An 11705-nucleotide genomic window follows, 5' to 3' on the forward strand; every position below is an offset into this window, starting at 1 on the left:
TCTGATCCGGCGCCGCTTCAATGTGCGTGGTCCGAGTGATCGTCTCCGTCGTGGCCCCGCACACCGGAGCGACCAGCAACACGATCAAGGGAGCAAGCACGGTGAAATCCATGAGACCGCTGTCGACCATGGTCGGCCTCGCCGCCGCCACAGCCGCTGTCATCGCGGGTACGGCCACGCCGTCCTCGGCGGCGGTGAGCGACTGCCCGGACTTCGGTGTCTTCTGCGCCTTCAAGCACGTCAACTACGGCGGCACCCCTGTGTGGACCGAGAGTCGGCCCGGCTTCTACAGCTTCTCGGGCAGCGTGCGGGCCACGACCTCGGTCGTCAACCGCTCCGCCTACAAGGTCAGGATCATCGGCGACAACGAGAACCTCGGGCTGTGTGTGGTGAGCGGTCACGCCGTCCGCGATCTGCCCGACGGCTTCGACGACAGGCTCAGCGCCATCGAGATCAACCCGTCCGCCGACTCCCGCTGCGACTACACCTACTGAGGCTGATGACCATGCGCGTATCCACGGCACTCGCCGGATTCACCGCCGCGGCCGGGCTGATCGGCCTCACCGCGGTACCGGCCTCCGCGGCGCCCTACGACGACTGCCGGGGCCTGCAGTTGGTCTGCGTGTTCGAGCACCCGGACCACGGCGGCCTGGCCGTCTGGACCGGCGCCGAGGACGGCACGTACCGGATCAACTACCGCACCCGCACCACCGGGTCGAACGTCGTCAACTCCTCCAGCAGCTTCGCGCACATCAAGGCGTACAGCGGAGGCAAGTCCTGCTACGTCTACCCCGGTCGCGAGGCCAACCTGCCGGGCGGCATCAACGACAACATCGGCCAGATCGTCATCACCAACTGGAACGGCGGCCTTCCGGCCTGCTGACGAAGGCGGGCACGCGCCTCAACGCCCTTCCGCACACACCAAGGAGACATGACATGAAGGTCACCACCCCCCACGCCCTTCGCTCGTTTCTCGCCGGCGGTGTCATCACCGGTGTGGTTCTGACCGGCCTCGCGATTCCCGCCCAGGCGGCCGACGACACGGCGGCCGACTGCAGCAGCTTCACCCGCGCCAAGGTCATCAGCAAGCGCGAGATCCTCAACCCGATCACCAACGGCGAGCTGCGCAACCGTACCGGGGAGGTGCAGACCCTGGTCCTGGAGCGGTCGGTCTCCGACACCCGCTCGACGAGCAAGGAGTACCGCGGCGACTGGCAGCTCTTCAAGGCCGTGTTCACGGCCGGTGTCTCCAGGACCGTGACCGAGGAGCACACCACCAGCGGTCTCCAGCAGGCCCGTATCCAGGTTGGCGCCTGGCGCACGGTCCAGGTCACGGGCTACGTCCGCACCTGGCGCGTCGAGTCCGAGGTCACCAGCCGCAACAGCAACTGCGACTACAGCACGCGCCGCATCACCGGTGACGTCGCCACGACCGACTCCATGGTCTGGGACGCCCGCGACATCGGCCCCGCGTGACCCCGTCGGTCCGGCACAGGTCAACCGAACACTCGCAACGGAGAACCACCCCATGAAGACGAAGTTCGCGTACGTCTCCACCCTCCTGGTTGCCATGCTCATGGCAATAGGCGTCGGCGCCCCGACCGCCCAGGCCAAGGCGTCGGACTGCAAGTCGGCCCAGCTCTGTTTCTTCGCCGACCGCAACTTCGAGGGCAAGAGGCTGTACTGGTGGGACGACCAGCTCCCCCTGTCGACCAAGCTCAGCATCACCTCGCACGAGCCCTCCTGGACGGCATCGTCGGTGCTCAACAGAACGCCGTACTACGCCCACATCTGGAACGCCAAGGGTGAGCACCGCTGCCTGCCGCCCGGGTACGAGTTCTCCTACGTCGGCGACGCCTACAACGACAAGATCACTCACATCGGCCTCTACACCAACTGGTGCTGAGCCTCCCGCGGCGATAACCCGGAACAGGCGCGTACGGCCCCGCCGCCGTACGCGCCTTGAACTTTGTTAAAGATTAGACTGAATCCTGGAATCTACTTGTCAGGACATGTAAAAATGCCCAGGTGAGGGGGGATCCCACGTTTTAACTCAACGGGCCGAAAAGGTACAGGACATGACCAACCCTGCCTCGCCCCGCCTTCTCGTCGTGGACGATGAGGCAGGGGTCCGCTCGATGCTCACGATGGCCCTGGAATTCCAGGGCTTCACCGTGAACAGCGCGGCCACCGGCCGTCAGGCCCTGCAATCCCTCACCCGCTGGGCACCCGACCTCGTCGTGCTTGACGTCAATCTGCCCGATCTGAGCGGTTTCGAAGTATGCCGACTGCTGCGCGAACGCGGCCTGACCACACCGGTGTTGTTCCTGACCGCCCGCCACAGACTGGACGACCGGGTGCACGGGCTGGACCTGGGCGGCGACGACTTCGTCACGAAGCCATTCGAGCTCAAGGAGATCGCAGCCCGGATCCGAGCCCTGCTACGACGCAGCAACGGCGGTAAACGCCACATGGCCGTACAGCGGTTCATCGTCCGCGACGTTCAACTGGACCCCGGCAGTTACCAGGTGTGGGCGGCCGGACATCCCATCCAACTGACCCGCACGGAGTTCGAGCTCTTGCGGTACCTGATGGAGAACACCGGGCGGGTGCTGACCCGGACCCAGATCCAGCAACGCGTCTGGAATCACCGCGACGAGAACTCCGGGATCGTGGATACCTACATCTACTATCTGCGGCGCAAGCTGGGCTGCCAGCGGCAATCGATCATTCGCACGGTCCGCGGGGTGGGGTACCAGCTGTGCGCGGACTGACCGGCCCCGCGCGCCACAAGAACCACCGGACGGACGGTCCCGGTCGTACGCCGTCCCGGATCGTCGCCTACAGCATGGTCGCCACACTCGTCGGCCTCGGGGGGATCGCACTGCTGTCCGCCGTGACGCTCAGCCACGTCCTCGAAGCGCACACCGACCGCGAGATCGAGAACCAGCAGGGCCGGGTCGTGGAACGCCACGCGGGCGCCCCCGAACTGCCCGTATTCCCCAGGCTCAGCACGGCCCGCCTGAACGACTACGCCGACAGATCACACCCGGTGCCTGTCGGACCCTCACACGAGTACCGGGCCCTGGTGGTACGTGACTCCGATCGGGGCGGCTACCGCGTCATCGCGCGGTCCATGGCCGGCACCGAACGGGCCGCCACCCGATTGTTCCAGTCCCAGGCGGTTCTCGGTGTCGCCCTCCTGACGGCCGCCATGGTCGGAGCGCTCGGACTTCAGCGCAGGCAAGCGCGGGAATGGCGAGAGGGAGAGCGGCGGCTGCGAGAGTTCGTGGCCATCACAGGGCACGAACTGCGCAACCAGCTCACCATCATCGCCGGCTACACCCAGATCGCCGAGGCCGCGGGTGAGGAACGAACCCACCGGCACACGCGCCTCCAGGCATTCAAGAGAGTGACGGACGAGGTTCAGCGGATGACCTTGGTCCTCGACGAGTTGACTCTGCTGCAACGACTCGACCTCGGCCTGCCGCTGTGCCGACAACCGGTCGACCTGGCCCAGTTGTGCCTGACAGCGGTCACCGCGGCCCGCGACTGCCATCCGGAGCATCCGTTACGGCTGCTCATCGCACCCGGCAAGCACCTCGTCGACGGCGATCCCCAGCGGCTTCGCCAACTTGTCGACAACCTTCTGGCCAACGCCCGCCGACACACGCCGCCAGGCACCACGACCACGCTGGGACTGGGCACCGAAGACGGGTACCGGATCGTCGAGGTGACGGACGACGGGCCGGGCGTGGAGCCGGGACTGAGGGACAGGATCTTCGTGCCCTTCGTCAGGGGCGAACACACCACAGCCGTCGGCAGCGGCCTGGGACTCAGCGTCGTCGCCGCCGTCGCCGCGGCACATGGGGGCACGGCCTCGCTGGAACCGTCGCGGCGAGGTGCCTGGTTCCGGGTCAGGCTCCCCGCGGCCCCCGGTAGGCCCGACGCGCCCCTGGCCGTACCCGGATGCTGATCGAAGGGTCAAGGGCGGAACACCGTGCGGTGCCCCGCCCCTGGGTCGGAGGGTCAGTGGATCAGACGGTGGCGGGAAGTGGCTCGGAGGCGGGTGGCGCCGTCAGTCGGCCGGTGCGGTGCAGGCCGTGGAGGGCGACCGCGCAGGCCAGGCCGAGCGCGCACAGGGTGATCCACGGCAGGGCGGGCATCCCGGCCGCCCGGGCTGCGTCGAGCGCGGCGCCCATGCACAGGTTCCCGACGGTGATGCCGATACCGCAGATCGTGTTGTACAGCCCGTAGTGGGTGGCGACGAGGCGGTCACCGGAGAGGCGGACGATGGTGTCCATCTCGAACGGGTAGGCGATCATCGTGCCGAGGGCCAACAGCAGCGCGGCAAGCGCAGGGGGGACCGCGGCCAGCAGCCAGAGCCCCACGCCGGACTCGGGTACGGGCACAGCAGTGGCTGCCAACAGCGGCAGAAATGCCAGGCCCATGCAGGCCAGTCCCCTGGTCAGCGCCTGGCCGGGCGCATAGCGGGCCCCGCACCAGGCGGTCACCCTCGTCTGGCCGACGATCGTGCTCAGCCCGGAGACGGCGAAGAGCACCGCCACCGCCGCCGTGCCGAACTCCCCGTCGCCGCCGAGTCGTCGTACTTCCAGCGGCAGCGCCAGATAGACCTGGAAGGACAGGACGTACGAACCGATCATGGCGACGGAGAACAGCAGGAACGGCCGGTTGGCGAGGATGCCGCGCCACTGGGCCAGTACACCCTCCCGGTCATCCTTCTCGCTCTGGCTGTCGTCGGCCCGGCGGGAGGGCAGCGCCCGGATCTGGACCGCGGACAGCAGCGCGAAGATCCCGGCCGCCGTGAGGCAGGTGACGCGGAAGTCCACCCCGGTCAGGACCATGCCGACCAGAGGGCCGAGCAGGATGCCGGCCTGGTAGAACACGTTGAACAGGGCGAACGCCTCGACCCTGCGCTCCCCCGCGTCGGCCGCGAGGTAGGCCCGTACGGCCGGGTTGAACAGCGCCCCCGCCAGCCCGGTGGCCGCCGATGCCGCGAGCAGTGCGGGGAGTGAGTCGACGAGCCCGAGCGTCGCGAAGCCGAGGGTGCGCAGCACACACCCGGCGACGATCATCGGCTTGTAGCCGATCCGGTCGGCGAGTGTGCCGCCGACCAGGAACATGCCCTGCTGGCTGAAGTTCCGTACGCCGAGGACGAGTCCCACGATCCAGCCGGCCAGCCCGAGGGTGCCGGAGAGGTGGGCGGCCAGGTAGGGCATCAGCATGTAGAAGCCGAGGTTGATGGTGAACTGGTTCACCATCAACAGCTGAACGCTGCGTTCGTACGACCGGACCTGGGTGAACAGCCCCTTCATCGTTCCTCCTTGAAGGAGTCGGAGTCGAGCCCCGGAACGTCCTCGGTGACGTCCTGCTCCGCGCCTTGCAGGGTGAGGGGATCGACCACGGTGGTGCACCGGGTCCAGCGGTGTACCTCCTTCTCGTCCAGGCGGCCGATCAGTTCCGGTTCGGGCGCCGGCGGGGAGTCCAGCAAGCCGTGGGCGGCGCAGTAGTCGTCGTCGTAGACCGTCCCCAGATAGCGCTGCGGGCCATCGGGGAAGATCGCGACGATCCGGGCGTCCGCGGGCATCGTCCGGGCCAGCCAGCCGGCCACCAGCGCGACCGCGCCCACACTCCACCCGCCGGTGGCGTAGTGGGAGGCGGCCAGTTGGCGGCATGTCGACACGGCCTCGTGCGGTGCGACCCAGTGCACCTCGGCGAACTGCTCGTAGGCGACGTTACGGGGATAGATGCTGGAGCCGAGCCCGCGCATCAGACGGGGTCGGGCGGTCTGGCCGAAGATCGTCGAACCGGTCGTGTCCACGCCGACGACGGTCAGCTCCGGGTAGAGCTGCCGCAGGACCCGGGAGACGCCGGCCGAGTGACCGCCGGTGCCGACGCTGCACACCAGCACGTCGATGTGGCCCATTTCCGAGGCCAGTTCGAGAGCCAGCGGAGTGTAGGCGGCGACGTTGTCGGGGTTGTTGTACTGGTCCGGGCACCAGGAGCCGGGGTGCTGCTCCAGCAGGCGCTGGACGCGCTCGCGGCGGGCCTGCTGCCAGCCGCCCGTCGGATGGGGCTCGGAGACGACGTTGACCTGGGCGCCGTACGCCGTCAGCAACCTGGTCATGGACAACTCCAGCCCCGGATCGGTGACCAACGTGACGGGGTGGCCGTACACCATCCCGGCCAGCGCCAGCCCCAGCCCCAAGGTGCCGCTGGTGGACTCGATGATCCGTCCGCCGGGCCGCAGGTCGCCGCGGGCCCGGGCCCGCTCCACCATGTGCAGCCCCGGACGGTCCTTGATACCGCCGGGATTGAACCCCTCGAGCTTCGCCCAGAAGCCGCGCCCGGCCGGGGCCAGCGGCTCCGACACCCGCAGCAGCGGGGTGTTTCCCACCAGCCCGGACAGGGCGGACCGGCCCGCGTCGGCCGCGGCCTTGGTCAATGACTGCATGTCTGTGTTGTCACTCTCGCTAGATGAGTACAGGTGAAATCGCGTGAGTTCATCTCGTGACTACGCGTGGGTTCATCTCGCGCCCCATGGCGACAGGGCGGACCGCGGGTCCGCCTTCAGTGCATGGGGCGCGGCAGCCGACGAGGTCGGTCGGCTGCGAGCGAGTGGCCTAGATCCGCCACCGACAGGTGCGGGCGAGCGCCGCGCGGCCGGTGCGTGCGCCGCGGAGTCTGCGTGTTTCATGCCGTAGGAAGGGGCTCCCCACCGCCAGGGAAACGGCGACGAGTACCGCCACGGCCAGTGCGCCGAGGGGAAGATCCTCCGCCGACTGGGCCCCCGTACGGACGATCATGTCGACCGCACAGTCCTCGGCCTGGTGCGGGTGAGGGCCATGTGGCCGGTGCCCGTGCGGCTCCCCGCCCGTGTCCGTCGCCGCGGAAACGACGGGCACGGACACCGGCCCGTACGGATCCTCGGACACGCCATGAACCACGGAGCACAGCATGAGCGCCATCAGGAGGGCGCCACGGATCGCCGAGACGAGACGGCGCCGCCGCGATGAGCCGCATGGGGCCAAGGGGGCGTGCGTGGGCATACGGAAGTGTGTCGGCACAGGTCCTCCGCGCTGCTGCCACGTCTCCGGTGGGGACGACATAGGGCGCAGGCATCGTGGGGGCAGGACGGCATCAACGAACGTGACGCCCCATCATGAGCACGGGAAACGACGCTCGTCGTGCGATATCAGCCGAACCGGTGACCACCGGCAGGGCTGGTTGGAGGCCTCCGTGCTTCTAGACCTGTTGCACCACTGAAGCTGCTCTGAGAGCCGCACGTGAGGAAGCGTCCATGGACTCGTCGGCGGCAGGCACTCGCCCGGTTGAGGCGTCGTCGGCACAGGTTGATTCACAAACCGACGCTGCAAAGCAGGGAGATGCCGGGCCAGAACCCTGTTGGGGCTGCCCAGACGCGCACTGCTCGGCAGGATGTGACGCCTCATGACCGCCGTGATGATCGTCCGGTTCCGCGGTGAACAGCGACGCGGGCCCGTCGACTGGATGGCCAACGTCATCGCCCGAGAAGAACGCGGAGGCCGTTGCACTGGTGGAGAGGTGTCCCCTGACACTTTCGACATGCACGCCGTGTGTCACGAGGATCCCGAACAACAGCACGGCCAAGGCCGGCACGCGCAGCAGAGGGCCCGCACCGTAGCGGGCCCCGAGCACACGCAAGGGCGACCAAGCCGTAACCATGCCGTGATCCTAGCGGCACCTCGGCAGTGGCCGACCACCACTCCTGAAACACCGGGTCAACTCGTCGGGCGAATGGCTGGTTTGCTGCGGCGAGTGTGCAGGCGCCTGGCAAGCCCGCGTGCGTCGTTCATAGGACCGTCGCCGTTGCCTCGGTGCGACTCCGGCTCCGCGCATGACCGGCCGGACAGGGCCTCTAGAGCATGCTGAGTGCCTGCATCGCGTCGCGTTCGATGCGCGAGAGCTCGTGAAGGATGGAGCCGGCCTGCATGAGGTTCTTCGCGTCGCCTGATTCGCCTGCTGTCGCGACGAGTGCGGCCACCTGTGTCCAGAGGGTGGCGGCCTCCGTATACAGGCTGTGGCCGGTGCGCAGATGGCTGCTGCCGATCAGCTGGACACACTCGGCGAGGAAGTCCCGGTAGAGATTGCGGAACAGGGCGCCGCCGGTGCCGGCCCTCTCCATGAGGACTGCGGCCCGTGGCAGGTCCTCCCGCGGATTGTCGCTGCGCTGCAGCCACTTCGGCACTTGCTTGGCGGTCTTCTCGATGCCCCGGTGGCCCAGGTTCGCGATGGGCGGGTTCAGGAAGGCCTCGGCGCAGGTCTTGATCGCGGGGATGATCCGGTCCTGCGGTGACGTCAGGTCGCCGGGCGCTGTGATGGTGAAGGAGCGGTGTTTGGCGGTCATCGGGCCGCGCTCGGCTCTGGCCCGGGCCAGGCCGGCGAGGCTGGTCGAGACGGCTCCGCCCTGCGGGTCGGTGTCCACCAGGTAGGCGTCCTGTTCGTCGTAGCCGTACATGGCCACGATGTGTCCGCCGAAGTGCACCTTGGTGCTGAAGTAGTCCAGGTGGTAGCTGTCGAGCTGAAGGCCGACCGGCCGACCGGCGTCGATGGGTGCCGCCACGTTGTGCCAAGCCCTGCGCGGGGAGGTGGTCTCCCCGACCAGCAGCTCAAGCCCGAGTACGGCGGCCAGGTTCCTGGTGAGCTCGAACGGCTTGACCCGGCCTCCCAGGAAGGGAAAGCCCATGCCTTTGCCGTCCCAGTAGATGAAGGACAGCCCGGAGCCAAGCCCGAACAGCATGGGCTCGGACAGGTCGAGTCCCTCATGCCGCAGCAGCACGCCCAGCGTCGTCGTCTCGCAGTGCTGCATACCGCGGACATCGAGGTCCTTCACCATGGTCATGCCGCAAATTCTCCTCCCCCGCACAGCGTTGGCATCGCCCCGTGATCGTATTGCTGACATCACGCCTGGGCTGCCCCGGACGGACAACTTCCAGCACTGGCCGCCGTGGCGTGATGTGGACGTCGGTCCACGGCGAGGTCGCCCGTCCCGCGCGGCGGGCCCGACCGGCGGAACGGTCAGGCGGCGCGGCCCAGCACCACTGGACCGGCGGATGCCGCGGTGCGGGCCGCGGTCGTGGGCACGGGACGGGCGGCGCGGACTGTCGCCGCGACCTGCGAGCGGCTCCGCGTGAAGACAACGAGGCGCAGCACCGCGAACCGCGCGACACCGGCGAGTGCGGAGGCGGACAGGTAGACGACCTGCTCGAGCACCACACCGGGTGCCGCCACCAGTTGCTGCAGGACAAGCATCGTCACAGAGGTCACCGCATACGCGCCCGCCGCGGACCCGGCCGACTGCGCATGCTGGCGCCAGGTCGCGCGCCCGCCCGCGCCGAAGGTGAAACGGGCATGCAACTCGGTGGCGAGCAGCGTGGAAGCCGCGGTGATCAGAGCGTTGGCCAGGCCCCAGTAAACCCAGGAGGCGAGAGCCGCCACGGCGAAGCTGGAGGCGAGCCCCACTCCGCCGCCGAAGAGTACGAAGCGGGCGAAGGCGGTGAAGGTGCCGGGTGCCGCCTGCTGCTGACTCGGCGTTGTCTCCATTGCCCGACCCCCTTGATCGCTCGTTCCTGTGTGCCGTGACCGTCTGATGGCATTCACCAACGCATTCACCAAGGCCATCCGACAGGCGGCCCCTGCTGCGGGAGCTGACGGCGCATCAACTCGTGCGTCAACCCGTCACGGTGAGAGCCGCACGCGGATGCCCAGCGTCCGGTTCGCTCCCCGCAGCCAGCTGTCGAGGATCATGAGGCGGCCGACGATGCCGTACTTGCGGGCGATGAGGGTGCGGTAGCGGGCGCCGGTGGCCGCGTCGGTGATCTCGGCGGTGGCCGGGACCGGGTCGCCCGTCGGGTTGCCGCGCAGGTCGCAGGGGCCGACGAGGATGTCGCCGCGGGCCCGGATCCGCTTGACCTTCCAGGAATCGGCCGGGGTCCGCACGCCCAGCGTGTCTCCGTCGCGTACCACCCACACCGGGGTGGCGACCGGGGTGCCGTTCTTGCGGTAGCTGGTGATCAGCATGTACTTGCCGGCGCCGAGCTGCTCCAGCAGCGTGTCGTCCATGGCGCTCTTCTGCTCCTTGCTGCCGAGTTCGAGGTCATGGGCCACCGGGGCGGCGTACTGCGATGTCAATTCGCGCATGGTGATGCCTTCTCGCGAGGAGGGGGTGGGGCGGCAGCGCGTGTGAGGTTGCGGGGTGAGATTGCGTACCGCTGCCGGGGGCCGGGATGGGTCAGCTCAGCGGGACGTCGAGGACCGCCTTGCGGTGACTGAACGTCTCGATGGAGTAGCGGCCGTGGTAGTTGCCCATACCGCTCTCGCCGACACCGCCGAAGGGAAGCGTCGGCACGGCGAGGTGGCGCATCGGCAGGCCGAAGTTGAGGCCGCCCGAGGAGGTCTCGGCTGCGAGACGGCGCTTGGTGGTGTTGTTCTCGGTGAAGGCGTACAGGGCGAGGGGCTTGTCGCGGTCATTGATGAACGCGATGGCCTCGTCCAGGTCCGCCACGGGAAGGATCGGGAGGATGGGGCCGAAGATCTCCTCCTGCATCACCGGCTCGTCGGGGCGGACGTCGCCCAGCACCGTCGGGGCGATGTACTTGTCCGCGCGGTCGGTCCGCCCGCCGGTGACCGTACGGCCGGAGCCCAGCAGCGCGGTCAGCCGGTCGAAGTGCCGAACGTTGATGATCCGTCCGTAGGCGTCGGAGGTCTGCGGGTCCTCACCGAACAGCCCCTTGATCGCAACGACCAGGGCGGCCTGCAGTTCGGTCGCGGTGTCCGGGTCGGTCAGGACGTAGTCGGGGGCGACGCAGGTCTGTCCGGCATTGGCGAACTTCGTCTGCGCCAGGCGCTGCGCGACCGTGGCGATGTCGGCGTCCCGGTCCACGAACACCGGTGACTTGCCGCCGAGTTCGAGGGCGACAGGGGTGAGGTTCTTCGCAGCGGCGGTCATCACGATGCGGCCGACGGTGCCGTTGCCCGTGTAGAAGATGTGGTCGAAGTGCTGCTCCAGCAGCGCCGTGGTCTCCGGCGCGCCGCCCTCGACGACCGCGGTCGCGTCGGTGTCGAGATACGCGGGCAGCAGATCGGCCAGCAGTGCCGAGGTGCGGGCGGCGTAGTCGGCGGGCTTGATGACGACCGCGTTCCCGGCGGCGAGCGCGCCCGCGACGGGCACCAGCAGCAGATTGATCGGGTAGTTCCACGCCGAGATGACCAGGGCGACACCCAGGGGGTCGAACACGGTGCGGGCGGTGCTGCCGGGGACTACGGGCGCCGTTATGGGGGCGGGCTGCGGGGCGGTCCACTCCTCCAGGTGCTCCAGGTAGTCGTCGATCTCGACGATCGTGAGGTCGATCTCCATGGCGTCGGCTTCGGCGCGGTTCTTGCGCAGGTCGGCGTAGAGGGCGTCGGCTATCGCCGCGCGGTTGTCGGTGAGCAGGTCGCGCAGGCGGGTCAGTTGCTGCCGACGCCAGGCCAGGGGCTTGGTGCGGCCGGTGCGGAAGGTGGTGCGCAGCCGGTCCACCAGCGCCGTGGCTTCGGCGGCGGTGAAGGTGTCGTCGAGGGTGAAGGCTGCCTTGGTGTCGGTCACAGTCGTGTCCTGTTCGATTGGGAGGGAAGGCCGGGCGGCATCCGGCTGCAGGAAAGGCGCC

At 68.6% G+C, this 11705-nt stretch carries 13 protein-coding genes; 6 read left to right on the forward strand and 7 right to left on the reverse strand.

Annotated features, from left to right (window positions below; genetic code table 11):
* Nucleotides 1-110 precede the first annotated feature (110 nt).
* From BLU79_RS36420 to BLU79_RS36445, 6 genes are all read left to right on the forward strand, one after another.
* Nucleotides 111-494: a peptidase inhibitor family I36 protein gene (locus tag BLU79_RS36420; RefSeq protein WP_177001318.1), complete on the forward strand. Its 384-nt coding sequence runs from the start codon at nucleotides 111-113 to the stop codon at nucleotides 492-494.
* Nucleotides 495-505: 11 nt separating this feature from the next.
* Nucleotides 506-883, forward strand: a complete 378-nt coding sequence (locus tag BLU79_RS36425) for a hypothetical protein (RefSeq protein ID WP_143052546.1) — start codon at nucleotides 506-508, stop codon at nucleotides 881-883.
* Nucleotides 884-936: 53 nt separating this feature from the next.
* Nucleotides 937-1476 (forward strand): hypothetical protein, encoded by a 540-nt coding sequence (locus BLU79_RS36430; protein WP_093910273.1) that lies wholly within the window; start codon nucleotides 937-939, stop codon nucleotides 1474-1476.
* A gap of 52 nt (nucleotides 1477-1528) precedes the next feature.
* On the forward strand, nucleotides 1529-1906 hold the full coding sequence (locus tag BLU79_RS36435) for a peptidase inhibitor family I36 protein (protein WP_093910274.1): 378 nt from the start codon (nucleotides 1529-1531) through the stop codon (nucleotides 1904-1906).
* Between the two features lie 172 nt (nucleotides 1907-2078).
* Nucleotides 2079-2774, forward strand: coding sequence for a response regulator transcription factor (locus BLU79_RS36440; RefSeq protein WP_177001319.1), 696 nt, complete (start codon nucleotides 2079-2081; stop codon nucleotides 2772-2774).
* On the forward strand, nucleotides 2762-3976 hold the full coding sequence (locus BLU79_RS36445; protein ID WP_256333589.1) for a sensor histidine kinase: 1215 nt from the start codon (nucleotides 2762-2764) through the stop codon (nucleotides 3974-3976). The genes BLU79_RS36440 and BLU79_RS36445 overlap by 13 nt, the downstream gene beginning before the upstream one ends.
* Nucleotides 3977-4037: 61 nt before the next feature.
* On the opposite strand, the gene BLU79_RS36450 is transcribed toward BLU79_RS36445, so the two are convergent.
* The 7 genes from BLU79_RS36450 to BLU79_RS36485 form a co-directional block, all read right to left on the reverse strand.
* Nucleotides 4038-5336, reverse strand: a complete 1299-nt coding sequence (locus BLU79_RS36450; protein ID WP_093910275.1) for an MFS transporter — start codon at nucleotides 5334-5336, stop codon at nucleotides 4038-4040.
* Nucleotides 5333-6475 carry a PLP-dependent cysteine synthase family protein gene (locus BLU79_RS36455; protein ID WP_093910276.1) on the reverse strand — a complete coding sequence of 381 codons (1143 nt, stop codon included), beginning with the start codon at nucleotides 6473-6475 and terminating at the stop codon, nucleotides 5333-5335. Before BLU79_RS36455 ends, BLU79_RS36450 begins: the two co-directional genes overlap by 4 nt.
* A 169-nt stretch (nucleotides 6476-6644) precedes the next feature.
* Nucleotides 6645-6956, reverse strand: a complete 312-nt coding sequence (locus BLU79_RS36460) for a hypothetical protein (protein ID WP_256333590.1) — start codon at nucleotides 6954-6956, stop codon at nucleotides 6645-6647.
* A gap of 962 nt (nucleotides 6957-7918) precedes the next feature.
* Entirely contained in the window at nucleotides 7919-8902 is a 984-nt protein-coding gene (locus BLU79_RS36470; protein ID WP_093910278.1) for a BtrH N-terminal domain-containing protein, read from the reverse strand.
* A gap of 176 nt (nucleotides 8903-9078) precedes the next feature.
* Nucleotides 9079-9603 (reverse strand): GtrA domain-containing protein, encoded by a 525-nt coding sequence (locus BLU79_RS36475; protein WP_093910279.1) that lies wholly within the window; start codon nucleotides 9601-9603, stop codon nucleotides 9079-9081.
* Nucleotides 9604-9738: 135 nt separating this feature from the next.
* Complete coding sequence (locus BLU79_RS36480) at nucleotides 9739-10122, reverse strand: PPOX class F420-dependent oxidoreductase (protein WP_093910330.1); 384 nt, start codon at nucleotides 10120-10122, stop codon at nucleotides 9739-9741.
* A 169-nt stretch (nucleotides 10123-10291) separates the two neighbouring features.
* Nucleotides 10292-11644, reverse strand: a complete 1353-nt coding sequence (locus BLU79_RS36485) for an aldehyde dehydrogenase family protein (RefSeq protein ID WP_256333591.1) — start codon at nucleotides 11642-11644, stop codon at nucleotides 10292-10294.
* Between the last annotated feature and the right edge of the window lie 61 nt (nucleotides 11645-11705).

The organism is Streptomyces sp. cf386 (assembly GCF_900103585.1).
GTDB lineage: Bacteria > Actinomycetota > Actinomycetes > Streptomycetales > Streptomycetaceae > Streptomyces.

What these genes read in the sequence shown, in the direction of transcription:
- BLU79_RS36420 (WP_177001318.1), top strand. Translation starts at nt 111, where the DNA reads ATGAGACCGCTGTCGACCATGGTCGGCCTCGCCGCCGCCACAGCCGCT.
- BLU79_RS36425 (WP_143052546.1), top strand. Translation starts at nt 506, where the DNA reads ATGCGCGTATCCACGGCACTCGCCGGATTCACCGCCGCGGCCGGGCTG.
- BLU79_RS36430 (WP_093910273.1), top strand. Translation starts at nt 937, where the DNA reads ATGAAGGTCACCACCCCCCACGCCCTTCGCTCGTTTCTCGCCGGCGGT.
- BLU79_RS36435 (WP_093910274.1), top strand. Translation starts at nt 1,529, where the DNA reads ATGAAGACGAAGTTCGCGTACGTCTCCACCCTCCTGGTTGCCATGCTC.
- BLU79_RS36440 (WP_177001319.1), top strand. Translation starts at nt 2,079, where the DNA reads ATGACCAACCCTGCCTCGCCCCGCCTTCTCGTCGTGGACGATGAGGCA.
- BLU79_RS36450 (WP_093910275.1), bottom strand. Translation starts at nt 5,336, where the DNA reads ATGAAGGGGCTGTTCACCCAGGTCCGGTCGTACGAACGCAGCGTTCAG.
- BLU79_RS36455 (WP_093910276.1), bottom strand. Translation starts at nt 6,475, where the DNA reads ATGCAGTCATTGACCAAGGCCGCGGCCGACGCGGGCCGGTCCGCCCTG.
- BLU79_RS36470 (WP_093910278.1), bottom strand. Translation starts at nt 8,902, where the DNA reads ATGACCATGGTGAAGGACCTCGATGTCCGCGGTATGCAGCACTGCGAG.
- BLU79_RS36475 (WP_093910279.1), bottom strand. Translation starts at nt 9,603, where the DNA reads ATGGAGACAACGCCGAGTCAGCAGCAGGCGGCACCCGGCACCTTCACC.
- BLU79_RS36480 (WP_093910330.1), bottom strand. Translation starts at nt 10,122, where the DNA reads ATGGACGACACGCTGCTGGAGCAGCTCGGCGCCGGCAAGTACATGCTG.